This window comes from Vibrio sp. (genome assembly GCF_984391705.1).
This window is the reverse complement of record NZ_CFHWOM010000061.1, coordinates 1-18,557: the sequence shown is the minus strand read 5'-3', so window position 1 is coordinate 18,557 and position 18,557 is coordinate 1. Positions and strand designations below refer to the sequence as shown.

Below are 18,557 nucleotides of genomic sequence, written 5' to 3'. Positions count from 1 at the left end.
GCTCCAATCCCCATTAAGACTGCAATGCATCGCTCAGGCGGTTCAAACGACCACGTGCTGAGTTATCGATGACTAAGTCTCCGGCTCTAATAATAACCCCACCAAGTAGGGCCTCATCTACGCTGCAATTCAGCTGGACTTTGCGTTCAAGACGCGTTTCAAGTTTGCTGCTGATGTCTGCTTTTTGCTGGTCAGAAAGCTCTGTTGCTGAAGTTACTTCAACAGTGATTTCTTTCTCATGCTCTTGCTTAAGAAGCAGGAACTCAGCACATACATCAGGAAGGGCCTGTAGTCGGCCATTCTCAGCCATCACCTTAATCAGGTTTTGACCAAACTCATCAACTTGTTCGCCACATACCGCAACAAATACTTCTGCAAGTTTGTCTGCAGACATTGAACTTGTTAAAAGCTCATGAATTTGTTCGTTATTGGCAACTTCCGCTGTAAAAGACAACATTTGACTCCATTGGTCTAGTTGGCCTTTTTCAACAGCAAAGTCGAATGCTGCTTTAGCATAGGGGCGTGCGATAGTAGTCATATCAGCCATGTGCGCCCCCAGACTTAAAGTTTTGCAGTAATGTTGTCGAGAAGATCTTTGTGCGCATCTTTATCGATAGAGCGCTCAAGGATTTTCTCAGCACCAGCTAAAGCCAGAGTTGCAACTTGTTTGCGCAGTTCATCGCGCGCACGGTTGCGTTCTGCTTCAAGTTCAGCTTCTGCTTGCGCAAGGATTTTCTGGCGTTCTGCCTGAGCTTCCTCACGAGCTTCGTCTAGAATTTGAGTCTTACGCTTGTTCGCTTGCTCAATGACCTCAGTTGCTGTGCGCTTTGCTTCTTTCAATTGAGAAGAAGCATTAGCTTGAGCTAGATTCAAGTCTTTCTCAGCACGTTCTGCCGCTTGAAGACCGTCAGCAATTTTCTTCTGACGTTCTTCGATAGCGTTCATGATTGGTGGCCATACATATTTCATGCAGAACCAGACAAACATTGCGAACGAGATTGCTTGACCTAGCAGAGTTGCGTTCATATTCACAACAGCTACCCCTCTTTAATTGGACTTAGTGTTAATCAATGACAAACCGATGCTTGCCTTTGAAAAGCAATGATTAACCAGCTAGTTGACCAACGAATGGGTTTGCGAATGTAAATAGTAGAGCGATTACGATACCGATCATTGGAACCGCATCCAGTAGACCAGCGATGATGAACATCTTAACTTGTAGCATAGGCGCCATTTCTGGTTGACGAGCAGCACCTTCTAGGAATTTACCACCTAGTACTGCGAAGCCGATTGCAGTACCTACTGCACATAGACCAACGATGATTGCTACTGCGATTGCTGAAAAGCTCAATACAGTTTCCATTACTATCTCCAAATATACTTTTGACTAATAAGAGTTTAAAAAATTAGTGATCGCTGTCTTCGTGTGCCATTGACATATAAACAATCGTTAGCATCATAAACACGAAGGCCTGAATCGTAATTACCAGAATGTGGAAAATTGCCCACGGAAGTGAACCCATCCATTGAAGGAACCACGGTAGCATTGCTGCACAAAGAATGAATACAACCTCACCCGCGAACATGTTACCAAATAGACGCATACCAAGTGATAGAGGCTTCGCTAGTAGCGATACCACTTCAATCAGTAGGTTAAATGGAATCATGGTCCAGTGATTAAATGGATGTAAAGCAAGTTCTTTAGCGAAACCACCTAGACCTTTCACTTTGATGCTGTAGTAAATCATCAGAGCGAATACGCCTATAGCCATCCCCATGGTGATGTTCGCATCAGCAGACGGTACTATCTTAAGATAAGGAATACCTAGCCAATGCTCTGCTGGATATGGTAAGAAATCGATTGGAACCAAGTCCATCAAGTTCATTAAAAATACCCAACAAAAGATAGTCAGTGCGAGAGGGGCTATCAATGGGTTGCGTCCATGGAACGTATCTTTGACGTTTTCCGCGACAAATTCTACGATCATTTCAACAAAACATTGAAGCTTACCCGGCACACCTACTGTCGACTTCTTAGCTACTTTGTAAAACACTCCTAAGAACATTAAACCAGTGATCCAAGAAAACAACAGGCTATCGATGTGTATGTTCCAGAAACTCGTCTCTTCCGCCACTAACCCCAACTTGTAAGTTGAAAGGTGAGTAAGGTGGTGAGTGATGTAACCGGAAGCTGTTAGCGCTTCACCTGGCGCAGCCATAACTCATCCTATTTTTTGTTGTTAATGAATAGCGCTGGCGCAAAGATGTTAATCCCTAATACCAGCAAATAGGTTAGTTTCAGGGGAACGAGTTCCACCTGCATATACATGTAAGCAACGGAAAAGAGTGCCACTGTGATGAGAATCTTTAGTGCTTCCCCTGTGTAGAAAGACGCAGCAACCATTTTGGCAGCACGAGCTCCTACAAAAAGAAAGGCACACAAGGCAAATACAGCATTCGCAATAACAAAGATGCTACCACCAATTAGCGCTGAAACTCCCCATTCAGTATTTACAGCAATCGACATTCCTGCTGCCACTAACGTAACCGCGCCCATTTCGATCAACAACAATCGCTTAGCAAGCTCTCGTCCTGGTCTAGCTAACGCAGCCACCATGTATTCGTACCTCTAATAATATCCACTGTGCACGACTTCACTCTGTGCTGGGAAATTGGCAAAAATTATACGGTCAGTGCACCTTATTGCAATTAAAAGCCTGCAAAAAGTTACATTTTTGTTTACAAACCGACAACTTTCACACAAAAAATAGTTTTTTACATAATTGATTGAGATCAATTATCTCATTTAGCTCTCTAGCTTGGCAATCAGTTGCTCTAATTTGTGAGGCTCATCAAGACTAATTGTCACTTTCGACTTCCCACTTGGGTTTCGCACGATAGCAACTTTACCCCCAAGCATTACACTTAATTTTTGTGACAATTCTTGTATCTCAGCATCCTGAGACTCATTTTTCTCTTCAACTACTGGCTGTAAGCACTTTTTCACTAATTGTTCTGTCTGACGAACCGTCATTTGCTTCTTTGCCACTTGCTGGGCGATCTCTACTTGCTGCTCTCCTTGGAGTGCTAACAAAGCACGAGCATGCCCCATATCGAGCAAATTGTCGGAAACCAAACCCTTTACATCATTCTCAAGCTGATTTAGACGTAATATGTTACTTACCGCAGCTCGTGACTTACCGATTACGTCTGCCACTTGTTGATGAGTCAGTGAAAATTCATTTTGCAAACGATCAAGCGCGACCGCCTCTTCAATCACATTAAGATCTTCGCGCTGAATATTTTCGATCAATGCCATCGCGATCGCAGCGCGATCTTCAACATTTTTGATCACACAAGGCACTTGCTTCAGGCCCGCTTTACGAGCTGCACGCCAGCGTCGCTCACCTGCGATAATTTCAAATTTGTCATGTTCAACCTGACGAACGACAATTGGCTGGATAATACCTTGCGATTCAATCGATGCCGCTAGCTCTTCTAAAGCTTCAGGAGCCATATCTTTACGTGGTTGATAGACTCCAGGCTTAAGGCTGTTGATACTTAAGTCGGTTAACTCACCTTCAGACGATAGCTGTTGACTATGTAACGCACTCTGCTGTTTTTCGCGCGCCAGTGAACTAGTCGAAAGCAGAGCATCAAGCCCTTTACCCAAACCACGTTTAGACATGAGACGGAATTCCTTTGTTTGGTTTATGCAGGTATTTCTTCACGGCGAAGCATTTCGCCAGCAAGCGCGAGATAGGCTTTTGCGCCTGCGGAATATTTGTCGTAGTACATGGCTGGTTTGCCATGGCTTGGCGCTTCAGCCAAACGTACGTTACGAGGAATAACAGTGCGGTACACTTTATTACCAAAGTGCTTTTTCAACTGATCGGACACTTCGTTGGAAAGTCGATTACGCGGGTCATACATAGTGCGCAGCAAACCTTCAATCTTCAGGTTTTCATTCACTACAGCCGCGAGTTTACTGATCGTATCCATCAACGCTGTTAAACCTTCTAATGCAAAATATTCACACTGCATTGGAACCAAGACCGAATCAGCAGCGGCCATAGCGTTGATTGTAAGAAGGTTTAGAGAGGGAGGACAATCGATAAAGATGAAATCATAGTTATCGCGAACTGACGCAAGCGCATGTTTCAGGCGAACTTCACGGGCGAATACTTCCATGAGTTTAATTTCAGCGGCCGTGACATCTCCATTCGCGGCAATCAAATCATAATTGCCAGAAGTGCTTGTACATACCACTTCCTCAAAAGGCACATCTTCTACCAGAAGCTCATAGGCAGTAGCGTCAACTTGATACTTATCAACGCCACTGGCCATAGTCGCATTCCCTTGCGGGTCGAGATCAATCACCAAGACTTTACGCTTAGTCGCAGCCATAGAGGCGGCTAAGTTGATGCATGTTGTTGTTTTACCAACTCCACCTTTCTGGTTGGCGATCGCTACGATTTTTCCCACAATGGACCTCGCTATTATTCCTTGCGCGATAAGATTACTAGATGACGCTCACCTTCCAATTCAGGAACATTCAAAGCTTTGATGTCGGTCACAGAACACCACTCAGGTAATTCTTCAATCTCACTCTGTGGTAATTGTCCCTTTAAGGCTAGGAACAAACCGCTTTGCTCTTTAGGAAGGTGGTGACACCAACTGACCATATCTATCATAGATGCAAATGCTCGGCTCAGAACAGCATCAAACTTTTCTTCTGGTTGGAACTCTTCGACTCGACTTTGAATCGGTGTCACATTTTCGATCTTCAGTTCATGCAGCGCCTGTTTAATAAAACGAATACGTTTACCTAGGCTATCTAACAGATGAAAGCTCTTTTCAGGACACATGATTGCGAGAGGAATCCCTGGTAACCCCGGGCCAGTTCCCACATCAATAAAACGTTCACCCTCTAAATGAACACTGACGATAATACTATCTAGTATGTGTTTCACTAGCATTTCTTCAGGATCGCGGACCGATGTGAGGTTGTAGGCTTTGTTCCATTTATTGAGCATTTCAACGTATCCAACTAACTGATTACGTTGCAGATCTGATACTTGCAGATCGGTCTGGGCAATTAACGCGTCTAGCTTAGAGCGAAGTTGAGTCATTACGCTTCCTCACCTTTTTTCAAAATCCCGTGCTTTTTCAAATGCACGAGTAAAATCGAAATCGCAGCTGGTGTGATACCTGAAATACGTGAGGCTATACCAATACTTTCCGGCTTAGCTTCACTAAGTTTTGCCACCACTTCGTTCGATAGCCCGCTAACTTTGGAGTAATCTAAATCAACGGGTAGCTTAGTGTTCTCGTGACGTAATGACTTTTCAATCTCGTCTTGTTGACGCTTGATGTAACCTTCGTACTTAACCTGAATTTCAACTTGCTCTGCAGCTTGTTGATCTTCTAAAGCCGGAGCAAACACATCCAAGGTGGTCAATTGATCGTACGAAACTTCAGGGCGACGCAGAAGATCTTCACCGCTCGCCTCACGAGCCATCGGAGCTTTAAGTATCGCGTTTAGTTCATCAATACCTTCCGACTTTGGATTCATCCACGTCTCTTTCAGACGTTGACGCTCTTTTTCCATATTGTCGATCTTCTCATTGAAACGACTCCAACGAGTATCATCAATCAGACCAAGTTCACGTGCTTTTTCAGTCAAACGTAAATCTGCATTGTCTTCACGTAGCAACAAGCGGTATTCAGCACGAGACGTAAACATGCGGTACGGTTCTTTGGTACCCATGGTAGACAAATCATCAATCAATACACCCATATACGCTTGATCACGACGTGGGCTCCAGCCTTCTTTGCCTTGACTATGCAGACTAGCATTTAGGCCAGCCATCAAACCTTGTGCAGCAGCTTCTTCGTAGCCTGTAGTACCGTTAATTTGACCTGCAAAGAACAGACCATTGATGAATTTAGTCTCGTAAGTTTGCTTTAAATCTCGTGGGTCAAAGAAATCGTACTCAATCGCATAACCAGGACGAACGATGTGCGCGTTCTCAAAACCTTTCATCGAACGAACGATTTGCACTTGAACATCAAACGGCAAGCTGGTGGATATACCATTCGGGTATAGCTCGTGTGTCGTAAGGCCTTCAGGCTCAATAAAGATTTGGTGGCTATTTTTGTCAGCAAAACGCATTACTTTGTCTTCGATAGACGGACAATAGCGAGGCCCAATACCTTCAATCACACCAGCGTACATAGGACTACGATCAAGGTTATTACGAATCACTTCATGAGTGTTTTCGTTGGTATGAGTAATAAAACACGGAATCTGTCTTGGATGTTGTGTACGTTTACCCATAAACGAAAACACAGGAGTTGGGTTATCACCGTGCTGAACTTCAAGTTCAGAGAAATCGACACTACGCGCATCAATACGTGGTGGCGTACCCGTTTTTAAACGATCCACGCGGAAAGGTAATTCACGTAGACGATCGGCTAACGCGATCGAAGGAGGATCACCAGCACGACCACCGGAAGAACTCTCCATACCAATATGGATCTTACCTCCAAGGAAAGTTCCCACCGTCAAGACTACCGCTTTGGCACGAAACTTCAGACCCATTTGGGTAATAACGCCAACAGCCGTATCATTTTCGACAATCAAGTCATCCACTGATTGCTGGAACAATGTTAGGTTAGGCGCATTTTCTAAAGCATCACGAACATATGCTTTGTATAGGGCGCGATCTGCTTGAGCTCGAGTGGCACGAACTGCCGGACCTTTCGATGCATTAAGCGTGCGAAATTGAATACCTGCATGATCGATAGCTTGTGCCATGAGACCACCCATCGCATCCACTTCTTTCACTAAGTGGCCTTTACCAATACCACCAATCGCAGGGTTACAAGACATCTGACCTAATGTATCGATGTTGTGTGTCAGCAACAGGGTCTTTTGACCTGTGCGAGCAGATGCTAATGCGGCTTCCGTTCCTGCGTGACCGCCACCAACAACGATGACGTCAAAGTTTTCGTGATAGAGCATGAACTGACCTCAGGTATTCAATCAAGCTATAGAAAGATAAAAGAGCGTTATTCTACCTTCTTTCATAGTGAGTGAAAACGCTTTTGAGACTTTTCATTTAAAGGACTGAAAGACTTATATATATATAAGATCTATATATATGATCTTTTATTAGATCTATTATTAGGATCGACGATCTCTGTGGATAACTTAAAAATGATCAACAAGATCATGGATCTTGTGCGGATCATAATCTGTGATCAGGCTTTGATCAGATCGAGGATTACCTGAGATCAAAATTGGCACTTATGCACAGGGGTAAAAAAGGATCTAAGTTGTTATTGGGATAACTATAGGAAAATCACTGGATCTTATCTGTTTTATCCACAGACTGAACGGTTGTTTTTTGAGCGAATAGAAGGTGAGATAGAAGAGAAAGTTATTCACAATGGAGAAAAAGAGCCGAGAGCCGGCTCTGAAGAGAGAGTTAGAAGCGGTCAATATGCTCTTCTAACCAGCTTTCGGCTGCATCTTCTGGAACGGAATGGCTGAGTACATCGATGGTTAGACAGTCTGTAAGTGCTGTTGCACCGATATCTTCCAGTAAGTTATGAGCATGTTTACCTGCTGCACAAAAGGTATCGTAACTAGAGTCGCCAATGGCAATAACAGCAAATTTTACTTCACTCATTTTAGGTGGTGTATTTTGTAATGCTGCAATAAAAGGCTGGATGTTATCTGGATATTCGCCTGCACCATGAGTTGAAGTGATGACAAGCCACGTACCGTTGTTTTCAATGTCGTTGATCTCTGGCTGGTTATGGATTGTGGTTTCAAATCCTTTCTCAATCAGAAGGTCGCTAAGATGGTCACCCACATATTCAGCACCTCCAAGGGTACTGCCTGTAATAATATGAATCATTATGTTTCCTTTACCTAAAAGAAGTGCGACCTAAAGGCCGCACTGTCGATGATTATTTACCAATACAGAAAGAAGAGAAGATACGCCCTAAGAGGTCATCTGAGCTGAATTCCCCAGTGATTTCGCTCAAATGCTGCTGAGCAATGCGCAGCTCCTCTGCCAAAATTTCTCCTGCCATGTAACCTTCAAGCTGTTGCTGACCAATATCTAGATGCTCTGCTGCACGCTCTAACGCTTCAAGGTGTCTACGGCGAGCCATAAAGCCGCCTTCATTGCCTCCTGCGAACCCCATACACTCTTTTAGATGAGTTCGGAGTGACTCAACGCCTTGACCTGTTTTCGCTGACAGGCGGATAAGGGTTGGATCGTTGACATGACAAATGCCAAGATCTTCACCGGTTTGATCGGCTTTATTGCGGATCACTGTCATACCAATGTTATCTGGCAGGCGATCAACGAAGTCTGGCCAAATTTCTTTTGGATCCGTTGCTTCTGTTGTTGTGCCATCAACCATAAAGAGTACTCGATCCGCTTGAGCTATTTCGTCCCAGGCGCGTTCAATACCGATTTTCTCTACTTCATCAGAGGCGTCACGCAGACCTGCGGTATCAATGATGTGTAGTGGCATACCGTCAATATGGATATGTTCACGCAGCACGTCACGTGTTGTACCTGCTATGTCAGTCACGATGGCGGACTCTTTGCCTGATAACGCATTGAGTAGGCTTGATTTACCCGCATTCGGACGACCAGCGATAACGACCTTCATGCCTTCACGCATGATAGCGCCTTGGTTCGCCTCTTGGCGTACAGCACTCAGGTTATCAATGATGGCTTGCAGATCGCCTGCAACTTTTCCATCGGCAAGAAAATCGATCTCTTCTTCAGGGAAATCGATTGCCGCTTCAACATAGATGCGAAGGTGGATCAGGGACTCTACTAGAGTGTGAATACGTTGTGAGAATGCCCCCTGGAGTGATTGTAGGGCAGATTTAGCGGCTTCTTCCGAACTCGCATCGATTAAGTCAGCAATGGCTTCTGCTTGAGCGAGATCGAGTTTGTCGTTTAGAAATGCGCGCTCTGAAAACTCTCCCGGTCTTGCAGTTCGAATCCCCGGAATTTGTAGGATGCGTTTAATTAGCATATCCATCACAACAGGGCCGCCATGACCTTGTAGCTCAAGGACATCTTCACCGGTGAATGAATGCGGATTCGGGAAATACAATGCGATACCTTGGTCAATCTGGGAGCCATCTTGGGAGGTAAAGGGTAAGTACTCTGCATAACGTGGACGAAGTGTTTTTCCTGTTACTTCTTGAGCGACTTTCTCTGCCAGCGGTCCGGATACGCGAATAATGCCGACGCCACCACGACCTGGGGCGGTTGCTTGAGCGACAATGGTATCAGTTGTCATAGTTGTGCCTGTCTATTCTCGGTGCCATTGAATGGCAAATAAGTAATGTGATGAATTGTAATCAGCTCAAATAAAAAAGGCGACCTTTTGGCCGCCTTTCATAATAAATTCGCTTTAAAGGTTACTTAGAGTGTAAGCCTTTTTTCTCCAACGCTTTGTAAATAAGCGTTTGTTGGATAAGCGTTACGATGTTCGATACCAACCAGTATAGAACTAGACCTGACGGGAAGAACAGGAAGAAGAAAGTAAACATAACCGGCATAAAGGTCATGATCTTCTGCTGCATAGGATCCGTTACCGTTGTTGGGCTCATCTTCTGAATCATGAACATTGAAGCACCCATCAGTAGCGGCAAGATGTAGTAAGGATCTTGCGCTGAAAGGTCAGTGATCCAACCGAAGAATGGAGAGTGACGTAGTTCAACCGATTCCATTAGTGCCCAGTAAAGCGCGATGAAGATAGGCATCTGTAGGATAAGAGGTAGACAGCCACCCAGTGGGTTCACTTTCTCTTTCTTGTACAGTTCCATCATTTCTTGGCTCATGCGCTGACGGTCATCGCCGATACGCTCACGCATTGCTTGCAGCTTAGGCTGTAGCATACGCATTTTTGCCATAGATGTGTATTGCGCTTTCGTTAGCGGGTACATTGCGCCACGAACGATGAAAGTCAAACAGATAATTGCCACACCCCAGTTACCTACAAAGCTTTGAATGAATGAAAGCAGTGAGTGCAGAGGTTTCGCAATGAACCATAGCCAGCCGTAATCCACAACAAGGTCTAGGTTAGGCGCAACTTCAGCCATTTGGTCTTGAAGTTTTGGACCTACCCAAAGCGTTGCTGTCATTTGAGCGCTGTCACCTGTTGCGATGGTTTTGTTCGGCATACGTACACCGATGTCACCAAGATTACCAATCACACGAGTGTATAGGTTGGTGCCTGGTTCGTTGCGCGGAATCCATGCTGATGCGAAGTAGTGCTGGATCATCGCTGCCCAACCTTGACCATCTGGTAGGTTTAGAGACAAGTTACGATCTTGCATATCTTCGAAGCTGTATTTCTTGTAACGCGTATCTTCAGTTGAGTATGCACCACCACGGTAAGTTGGCATTGTGATGCTGCCACCAGCGTCTAATAGGTTTTGACGTAGGTGAGCGTACATACCGAATGTCGCGTTGTTGCCAGAGTTGTTCACAACGTTATATTCAACGTCAATAGCGTAGCTACCACGCTTAAGAATGAATGTCTTTGTGTATTCTAGACCGTTCGCTGAGAACGTCATTGGAACACGAAGTTCATCTTGACCGTCTGCAAGAGTATAGCTGTCAGCGCTTACTGCATATGCAGGACGGTTGGTGCTGCTTAGGTCGATACCTTGAGGGCCAACAAGACCACTTTGAGCGATGAACTGGTGACCAGGCTCGTTTTTAAGTAAAACGAATGCGTCAGCAGAATCCATCTCAGCTGAGTATTGGTTTAGATCTGCGTGAATCACATCACCACCAACCGTATCAATCGACAGAGTCAATGCATCAGTGGTCACGGTAATCGTTTTAGCAGAAGCTTGCTGTGCTGGAGCTGGATCGAGCTCATCAGCAAAAGATGGTGCAGGTAGAGTACTGCTTGATTGAGCCTGCTCAACCGGCTGAGGCGTTGGGTTCTTTGCAACTTGCCATTGTTGGAACAATAGGAAAGAAACCAGTGCTAGCGCGATTAACAGGATATTACGTTGAGAATCCATCGTTAATTGTCTCTGTCTTGTTTTTGGACTGGTGGAACGGGGTCGTATGTCCAACCCTTTTTATTTAAAGGGTTGCATTTTAATAGACGTTTGCTTGATAACCAACACCCTTTTACAAAACCGTGAGCTTTCAACGCTTCAATGGCATAAGTAGAGCAGGTTGGAGTAAAACGACAACGCGGTCCAAGAAGTGGACTAATAAAGCCTTGATAGAGTCGGACGAAGCCGATCGCTAACCGCGAGAGGGGCGAGACAGACGCTGCCATAATTTATCAAACAGTTTAAACATTTCATCGTTGCTTAAATCTTGCGCGCTTTTCTTGGCAATAACAACAAAATCTTTGTTAGGAAGCTGATGTTGTTTGTTACGAAAGCTTTCGCGAGCAAGACGCTTGAAGCGATTACGACCAACAGCAGTTTTAATCTGTTTTTTCGGAACGGCTAAACCTAGTCTTGGGTGAGATAAGGAATTTTTGCGAGCAATGATAGTGAAATGAGGTGAGCCAGCTCGATGAGCTTGCTGAAAGACATTTTGATAATGCTCGGGAGTTAACAAGCGTAACTCCCGATTGAACGCGTACGTATTCAAAATAATCGAAGATTACTTAGAAAGACGCTTACGGCCTTTAGCACGACGTGCGTTGATTGTTGCACGACCGTTCTTAGTAGCCATACGTGCACGGAAACCGTGAGTACGCTTGCGCTTTAGAACTGAAGGTTGAAAAGTGCGTTTAGACATGGTTATTACCTTTACTGATCAGTAGTTTTAGGTCAATGTTAACCCGGCGTGGGTATACGAGGTCTTCTCTATATATAAAGAGGACAAACCGACGCCTCTCAACAAAGAGGCGGAATTGTAATCACAGTCACACAAAGTGTCAATCTTTGTGCAAGAGCTAAATTCCGGCCGAGCGATTATACGTAGTGTGAGCAAAATCTCAAGGATCAAACGATCCTCTTTTGTGATCTTTACTCTGCACCAACTTGTCGAAGGAATTTTTGCAAGCGAGGATCTTGTGGATTACCAAAAATATCCTGTGGAGAACCTTGCTCAACAATATTACCTTCAGCCATAAAGATCACCCGATCAGCGACCTCTCTAGCAAATTGCATTTCATGGGTGACCACCAGCATGGTCTGATGTTTTGTAGCTAAGTCCTTCATTAAATTAAGAACTTCTCCAACCCACTCAGGGTCGAGTGCTGATGTAGGCTCATCAAAAAGCAGCAACTCAGGTTGCAGTGCCATTGCACGTCCGATACCCACACGTTGCTGTTGGCCACCAGACAGTGCCGCTGGATAACTTTCACCTTTATCGCCTAAGCCAATATCATCAAGAATTTCTTGCGCGCGTTGAAGTGCGTCCGCTTTTTTCCATCCACGAACCGTAATCAGCCCTTCAGCGATGTTTTGTCTCGCGGTCATATGGGCAAAAAGTGCATAGTTTTGGAAAACGAAGCCTGTCTTTCGGCGTAAAGCTAGTACTTCAGATTTTGTGTGATTTTCACTGTCTACGCTGACATCATCTATGGTAATCACACCTTTGTCGGCATTTTCAAGAAAGTTGACTGTGCGCAGTAGAGTTGATTTACCGGTACCGCTTGAACCGATGATAACGATGATCTCGCCTTGTTTTATTTCGAGATCAATGCCTTTTAGTACCTCGGTATCACCGAAGCGTTTTTGAATATTGTTCAGTTTGATCATCGTACGTACGCCTTATTGAGTTTTGCTTCAGCCCAAATTTGAACACGAGTAAGGATAACGACTACGCCCCAGTAAATGAGAGCTACGGCCAGGAATGCTTCAAAGAAGCGGAAGGTTGATGATGCCTCCATTTGCGCTTTGGCCATGATCTCTGCAACCCCTAAAGTAAAGGCAAGTGAGGTGGACTTGATCATATCGATGAAGTAGTTCATCAGTGATGGCAAGGCCACGCGAGTTGCTTGAGGTAAAATCACGCGACGCATCGCTTGTGGTGTAGTCATGCCAACCGAGAGACTCGCTTCCATCTGGCTACGATCAATACCTATGATGGCTGCGCGAATACTTTCTGCCATGTACGCGGCAAAGTGTAAGGTCAGACCGATGACAGCGGCACTAAAGGCATCTAGGCCGACCATCCAGGGAAAGATTTGCGGCAGGCCATAATAAAGCAAGAATAACTGTACCAATAGAGGGGTGCCACGGAAGAAGCTAATATAAAGCTGGCTCAGTTGATCAAGAACTGGAACTTTGAAAACGCGAATATTGGCGAGAATGACTGACAATATCAAAGCGAAGATTAGGCCCCAAACGGCCATCTCCATAGTTGTTCCCAGATACTTAAGTAGTATCGGCATCAACTCCAGCATGTAGTTAAAATCGAATCCCATAACGTGTCCCAGTTTATAACGACATAGAAAAGCAAAACCCACTGCAAAGGAAGGAAAGCAGTGGGTTAAAAGAGTCTACCTTATTAAAGGTAGTGGGCTGGTGACATTATTTCGTAATGTCAGCACCAAACCATTTTTCAGAAATTTGCGCTAGAGTACCGTCTGCACGCATTGCTGCAAGAGCTTGGTTAACTTCTGCTTGCAGTTTCTTACCATTTTCATTGTTTACGAATGGCCACGCATTTTGAATGGTTTCAAACGGTTCACCAGCAAGTTGCAGTGGCAGACCGGTTTTTTTGATCAGCTCTAGAGCAGACAGGCGATCCATTACAAATGCATCTGCACGACCTAGTGCAACATCGTGCTCAATACCCGTGTCGTAAGTTTTGATATTGATCTTGCCATCTTTATCGTAGTCACGCAGTAGCTGCTCGAAGTTTGAGCCTAGGTTTACTGCAACCGTCTTGCCTGAAAGATCTTGAACACCCTTGATCTCGTCGTTGCCTTTACGAACCGTAATTTGTGCACCATCAACTACGTATGGGTCAGCAAATAGGTATTTCGCCTTACGTGCATCCGTCATTGTAATTTGGTTAGAAATTGTATCGATACGGCCTGTTTCTAATAGACCGAACAAACCAGAGAAGTTTGCCGTCACGTACTCGACTTTGTAATCATTACGTTTACCGATCTCATCCCACAGGTCGACTTCGAAGCCTTGTAGCTGATCTTGCTTAACAAAAGTAAATGGGAAGTAGCGGCCAGACATACCTACTTTCACTTCCGTAGCAGCCTGCACAGTCGCAGCAGACAGAGCGATCGCTGCAACTGCAGCTTTAATCCAGTTTTTCATAGTACAACTCCATATAATTATGGGGAGAAATATTACTGTCACTTTAGTTAATTAGATAAATAACTAAGTGCAATAACCTAGATACTAGAGTAATAAGCTTAAAAAATGCTCCAAATATTAGACTCGGATACCCAAAAAGGACGAGAAATGATCGCTGGTAAAACTTTCATGCACAGAGTTATCACCAGATAATGGATCAGTGCTCAAATGGCCTAATGTGGATCAATGTGTGAGTAAAAATGGGGCAGTATGTGGGGATCCGCCGAATAATGTCGAAAATATTGTGAATAACTTAGATCTTATTCACTGGATCATCGATCAATTGCTGGCGATCTTGGTTATCAACAGGTAAAATTGCCAATCTTTTCCGATCAATTACTTCGAGTGGGGGCACCGTGTCATCTTCGCTTTGGTTGCAATGTCTGCAACAGCTTCAAGAAGAGCTACCAGCAACTGAATTCAGCATGTGGGTTCGTCCGCTACAAGCAGAGCTCAATGACAATACGCTCACTTTGTTTGCCCCAAACCGTTTCGTGCTTGATTGGGTTCGTGATAAATACCTCAACAGTATTAATCGTCTATTGCAAGAATACTGTGGCAATGACATACCAAGCCTGCGTTTTGAGGTAGGCAGTCGACCTGTTGCAGCGCCAAAGCCTGCGCCTAAGCGTACTCCAGCAGATGTCGCGGCTGAGTCTTCTGCTCCTGCACAGTTGCAAGCACGTAAACCTGTACATAAAACTTGGGATGATGACGCACAAGCGATTGCGGACATCAATCACCGTTCGAACGTCAACCCGAAACACAAATTCACTAATTTCGTTGAAGGTAAGTCAAACCAATTAGGTTTGGCGGCGGCACGTCAAGTTTCTGATAACCCTGGTTCTGCATATAACCCATTGTTCCTATACGGTGGCACAGGCCTTGGTAAGACGCACTTGTTACATGCGGTAGGTAATGCCATTGTGGATAACAAGCCAAACGCGAAAGTGGTTTACATGCACTCAGAGCGCTTTGTGCAAGATATGGTAAAAGCATTGCAAAATAATGCGATTGAAGAGTTTAAGCGTTACTACCGTAGTGTTGATGCATTGCTTATCGATGATATTCAATTCTTCGCCAACAAAGAGCGTTCACAGGAAGAGTTCTTCCATACGTTTAACGCACTTCTTGAGGGCAACCAACAGATCATCCTCACTTCTGACCGTTATCCAAAAGAGATCAGCGGTGTAGAAGATCGTTTAAAATCTCGTTTTGGTTGGGGTCTAACCGTTGCGATCGAGCCACCTGAGCTTGAAACGCGCGTCGCGATCTTGATGAAAAAAGCCGAAGATCACCAAATTCATCTGGCTGATGAAGTGGCATTCTTTATTGCAAAACGTCTGCGTTCAAACGTTCGTGAACTCGAAGGCGCGTTGAACCGTGTTATTGCCAATGCGAACTTTACCGGTCGTCCAATTACGATTGATTTTGTTCGTGAAGCACTGCGCGATCTACTTGCTCTTCAAGAGAAGCTTGTCACCATCGACAATATCCAAAAGACGGTTGCCGAATACTACAAGATTAAAGTGGCTGACCTGCTGTCTAAGCGTCGTTCTCGATCTGTTGCTCGTCCTCGTCAATTGGCGATGGCACTAGCTAAAGAACTGACTAACCACAGCTTGCCAGAAATTGGCGATGCGTTTGGTGGCCGTGACCATACGACGGTTCTGCATGCTTGCCGTAAGATTGAACAGCTGCGTGAAGAGAGCCACGATATTAAAGAAGATTACTCGAACCTGATTCGTACACTTTCTTCTTAATTCGCACTATTTCTTGATTCACAGTATTCTAAGCATCGAGCAACAATAACGAATTCGGATAAGAGCATCCTATGAAATTTTCCATTGAGCGTAGCCACCTGCTTAAACCACTTCAACAAGTGTCAGGTGCACTAGGTGGCCGTCCTACTTTGCCAATTCTAGGCAACCTATTACTAAAAGTAGAAGACAACGTGCTATCGATGACGGCAACAGACTTAGAAGTTGAGCTGATTAGTCGTGTCACTTTGGAAGGCGAATTTGAAGCTGGCAGCATTACTGTCCCTTCACGTAAGTTCCTCGATATTTGTCGTGGTTTACCTGACGATTCTGTGATTACTTTCGTATTGGAAGGTGATCGCGTGCAAGTTCGTTCTGGTCGTAGCCGATTCTCTTTGTCTACTTTACCTGCCAATGATTTTCCAAACATTGAAGACTGGCAGAGTGAAGTGGAAATCTCTTTAACTCAAGCAGAGTTGCGTGGCCTGATTGAAAAAACACAATTCTCGATGGCTAACCAAGATGTGCGTTATTACCTCAATGGTATGTTGTTTGAGATTGATGGATCCACGTTGCGCAGTGTCGCGACTGATGGCCACCGTATGGCGATATCGCAAACCGCTTTGGGTGGTGATTTTGCACAACAACAGATTATCGTACCGCGTAAAGGCGTCCTCGAGTTAGTTAAGTTGATGGATGCACCGGAGCAACCAGTAACATTGCAAATCGGTAGTTCCAATGTGCGTGCAGAAGTGAATAACTTTGTATTCACTTCAAAGCTTGTTGATGGTCGTTTCCCAGATTATCGTCGCGTAATGCCGCAAAATACGACTAAGACGCTTGAAGCTGGGTGTGATGAATTGCGCTCGGCGTTTTCGCGTGCTGCGATTCTTTCTAACGAAAAGTTCCGTGGTGTTCGCGTTAACCTAGCGGATACAGAGATGCGTATTACTGCCAATAACCCAGAGCAGGAAGAAGCGGAAGAGATGCTGGATGTCACCTTTGAAGGTGACCCGATCGAAATTGGCTTCAACGTCAGCTACGTATTGGATGTGCTAAACACATTACGTTGTGAAAAAGTACGAGTTTCGATGTCTGATGCAAATGGTAGTGCGCTCATTGAAAATACTGCAGATGACAGTGCCATGTACGTGGTGATGCCGATTCGACTCTAGCATGCCGCTTACTCGCCTTATTATAAAACAGTTTAGAAACATTGAAGCCTGTGACATTAACCTGTCAGCAGGCTTTAACTTTCTTATTGGGCCGAATGGCAGTGGTAAAACTAGCCTCTTAGAGGCGATCTATTTGCTCGGCCATGGTCGCTCATTTAAGAGTTCATTAACTGGGCGCGTGATTCAAAATGACCATGATGAGTTGTTTGTTCATGGGCGTTTTTTGAACTCGGATCAATTTGAGCTACCAATTGGCATTAATAAGCAGCGCGATGGCTCAACAGAGGTTAAAATAGGCGGTCAATCTGGGCAAAAGTTGGCTCAGCTTGCGCAGGTTTTACCTCTCCAGTTAATTCACCCAGAAGGGTTTGATTTATTAACTGATGGGCCTAAACATCGCCGTGCATTTATCGATTGGGGTGTATTTCATACCGAGTCGGCATTTTATGATGCATGGGGGCGTTTTAAGCGCTTAAACAAACAACGCAATGCTTTACTGAAAACCGCCACCAGCTATCGCGAGCTCAGTTATTGGGATCAAGAGATGGCGAGGTTGGCTGAAAACATCAGTCAGTGGCGTTCAGTTTATGTCGAACAAATGAAATCGAAGGCGGAAGAGATTTGTCAGACTTTTCTGCCTGAGTTTGATATCCAGTTGAAGTATTACCGAGGCTGGGACAAAGATACGCCTTATCAAGAAATTCTAGAGAAGAATTTCGAACGGGATCAGGCGCTTGGTTACACCTTTAGTGGACCAAACAAAGCTGACTTGAAAATTAAGGTCAATGGCACACCGGTTGAAGATGTCCTTTCTCGAGGTCAACTGAAGTTGATGGTGTGTGCTTTGCGTGTCGCGCAAGGGCAGCATTTGACTGAGATGACAGGTAAGCAGTGTGTTTACCTCATAGATGACTTTGCATCGGAATTAGATAGCCAACGTCGTAAGCGTCTTGCAGATTGCTTAAAAGAGACGGGGGCTCAAGTTTTTGTAAGTTCTATTACTGAAAGCCAAATCACCGACATGGTGGATGAAAATGGCAGGATGTTCCATGTGGAACATGGCACAATAGAGCAAAATATATAGCGGAAGATAACTCATGTCTGAAAATTACGATTCATCGAGTATTAAAGTACTAAAAGGTCTGGACGCAGTACGTAAGCGTCCTGGTATGTACATCGGCGACACGGATGATGGTACCGGTCTGCACCACATGGTTTTTGAGGTGGTGGATAACTCAATTGATGAAGCGTTGGCAGGTCACTGTAAAGACA

Annotated in this window: 21 protein-coding genes; 3 read left to right on the top strand and 18 right to left on the bottom strand. The window is 44.7% G+C overall.

Features of this window, described 5'->3' with window-relative positions:
- Positions 1-13 precede the first annotated feature (13 nt).
- From atpH to AC4MRV_RS19015, 18 genes are all read right to left on the bottom strand, one after another.
- A complete protein-coding gene (gene atpH / locus AC4MRV_RS19100) occupies positions 14-547 on the bottom strand; it encodes a F0F1 ATP synthase subunit delta (protein WP_491188895.1) in 534 nt (177 codons plus the stop codon).
- 14 nt (positions 548-561) lie between these two features.
- Positions 562-1,032: a F0F1 ATP synthase subunit B gene (gene atpF, locus AC4MRV_RS19095; RefSeq protein WP_038141383.1), complete on the bottom strand. Its 471-nt coding sequence runs from the start codon at positions 1,030-1,032 to the stop codon at positions 562-564.
- A gap of 73 nt (positions 1,033-1,105) precedes the next feature.
- Positions 1,106-1,363, bottom strand: coding sequence for a F0F1 ATP synthase subunit C (gene atpE, locus AC4MRV_RS19090; RefSeq protein WP_000450922.1), 258 nt, complete (start codon positions 1,361-1,363; stop codon positions 1,106-1,108).
- Positions 1,364-1,406: 43 nt separating this feature from the next.
- Complete coding sequence (gene atpB / locus AC4MRV_RS19085; RefSeq protein ID WP_491188894.1) at positions 1,407-2,219, bottom strand: F0F1 ATP synthase subunit A; 813 nt, start codon at positions 2,217-2,219, stop codon at positions 1,407-1,409.
- 8 nt (positions 2,220-2,227) lie between these two features.
- A complete protein-coding gene (locus AC4MRV_RS19080; RefSeq protein ID WP_491188893.1) occupies positions 2,228-2,617 on the bottom strand; it encodes a F0F1 ATP synthase subunit I in 390 nt (129 codons plus the stop codon).
- A gap of 189 nt (positions 2,618-2,806) precedes the next feature.
- Positions 2,807-3,688, bottom strand: coding sequence for a ParB/RepB/Spo0J family partition protein (locus tag AC4MRV_RS19075; RefSeq protein ID WP_491188892.1), 882 nt, complete (start codon positions 3,686-3,688; stop codon positions 2,807-2,809).
- A 23-nt stretch (positions 3,689-3,711) separates the two neighbouring features.
- Complete coding sequence (locus tag AC4MRV_RS19070; RefSeq protein ID WP_491188891.1) at positions 3,712-4,485, bottom strand: ParA family protein; 774 nt, start codon at positions 4,483-4,485, stop codon at positions 3,712-3,714.
- 14 nt (positions 4,486-4,499) lie between these two features.
- Positions 4,500-5,132, bottom strand: a complete 633-nt coding sequence (gene rsmG, locus AC4MRV_RS19065; RefSeq protein WP_491188890.1) for a 16S rRNA (guanine(527)-N(7))-methyltransferase RsmG — start codon at positions 5,130-5,132, stop codon at positions 4,500-4,502.
- On the bottom strand, positions 5,132-7,027 hold the full coding sequence (mnmG, locus tag AC4MRV_RS19060) for a tRNA uridine-5-carboxymethylaminomethyl(34) synthesis enzyme MnmG (protein ID WP_491188889.1): 1,896 nt from the start codon (positions 7,025-7,027) through the stop codon (positions 5,132-5,134). The genes rsmG and mnmG overlap by 1 nt, the downstream gene beginning before the upstream one ends.
- Positions 7,028-7,493: 466 nt before the next feature.
- The gene (mioC, locus tag AC4MRV_RS19055; RefSeq protein WP_491188888.1) at positions 7,494-7,928 is read right to left on the bottom strand and encodes an FMN-binding protein MioC; all 435 of its coding nucleotides are present in this window, start codon (positions 7,926-7,928) and stop codon (positions 7,494-7,496) included.
- Positions 7,929-7,980: 52 nt separating this feature from the next.
- Positions 7,981-9,342 carry a tRNA uridine-5-carboxymethylaminomethyl(34) synthesis GTPase MnmE gene (gene mnmE / locus AC4MRV_RS19050; RefSeq protein ID WP_491188887.1) on the bottom strand — a complete coding sequence of 454 codons (1,362 nt, stop codon included), beginning with the start codon at positions 9,340-9,342 and terminating at the stop codon, positions 7,981-7,983.
- 121 nt (positions 9,343-9,463) lie between these two features.
- The gene (gene yidC, locus AC4MRV_RS19045; RefSeq protein ID WP_491188886.1) at positions 9,464-11,083 is read right to left on the bottom strand and encodes a membrane protein insertase YidC; all 1,620 of its coding nucleotides are present in this window, start codon (positions 11,081-11,083) and stop codon (positions 9,464-9,466) included.
- A gap of 2 nt (positions 11,084-11,085) precedes the next feature.
- Entirely contained in the window at positions 11,086-11,349 is a 264-nt protein-coding gene (gene yidD, locus AC4MRV_RS19040; protein WP_491188885.1) for a membrane protein insertion efficiency factor YidD, read from the bottom strand.
- Positions 11,316-11,639, bottom strand: a complete 324-nt coding sequence (rnpA, locus tag AC4MRV_RS19035; protein ID WP_050796250.1) for a ribonuclease P protein component — start codon at positions 11,637-11,639, stop codon at positions 11,316-11,318. Before rnpA ends, yidD begins: the two co-directional genes overlap by 34 nt.
- 45 nt (positions 11,640-11,684) lie before the next feature.
- Positions 11,685-11,822, bottom strand: a complete 138-nt coding sequence (rpmH, locus tag AC4MRV_RS19030) for a 50S ribosomal protein L34 (RefSeq protein WP_038141364.1) — start codon at positions 11,820-11,822, stop codon at positions 11,685-11,687.
- A 230-nt stretch (positions 11,823-12,052) separates the two neighbouring features.
- On the bottom strand, positions 12,053-12,790 hold the full coding sequence (locus AC4MRV_RS19025) for an amino acid ABC transporter ATP-binding protein (RefSeq protein ID WP_491188884.1): 738 nt from the start codon (positions 12,788-12,790) through the stop codon (positions 12,053-12,055).
- The gene (locus AC4MRV_RS19020) at positions 12,787-13,458 is read right to left on the bottom strand and encodes an amino acid ABC transporter permease (protein WP_491188883.1); all 672 of its coding nucleotides are present in this window, start codon (positions 13,456-13,458) and stop codon (positions 12,787-12,789) included. Before AC4MRV_RS19020 ends, AC4MRV_RS19025 begins: the two co-directional genes overlap by 4 nt.
- A 106-nt stretch (positions 13,459-13,564) precedes the next feature.
- A complete protein-coding gene (locus AC4MRV_RS19015; RefSeq protein ID WP_491188882.1) occupies positions 13,565-14,311 on the bottom strand; it encodes an amino acid ABC transporter substrate-binding protein in 747 nt (248 codons plus the stop codon).
- Between the two features lie 395 nt (positions 14,312-14,706).
- Here AC4MRV_RS19015 and dnaA point away from each other — a divergent pair, with 395 nt between their 5' ends.
- The 3 genes from dnaA to recF all read left to right on the top strand — a co-directional run bounded on the left by dnaA (position 14,707) and on the right by recF (position 18,369).
- A complete protein-coding gene (gene dnaA / locus AC4MRV_RS19010; protein ID WP_491188881.1) occupies positions 14,707-16,113 on the top strand; it encodes a chromosomal replication initiator protein DnaA in 1,407 nt (468 codons plus the stop codon).
- A gap of 71 nt (positions 16,114-16,184) precedes the next feature.
- Positions 16,185-17,285 carry a DNA polymerase III subunit beta gene (dnaN, locus tag AC4MRV_RS19005; protein ID WP_491188880.1) on the top strand — a complete coding sequence of 367 codons (1,101 nt, stop codon included), beginning with the start codon at positions 16,185-16,187 and terminating at the stop codon, positions 17,283-17,285.
- 1 nt (position 17,286) lies between these two features.
- On the top strand, positions 17,287-18,369 hold the full coding sequence (gene recF, locus AC4MRV_RS19000) for a DNA replication/repair protein RecF (protein ID WP_491188879.1): 1,083 nt from the start codon (positions 17,287-17,289) through the stop codon (positions 18,367-18,369).
- The last annotated feature ends 188 nt before the right edge of the window (positions 18,370-18,557 follow it).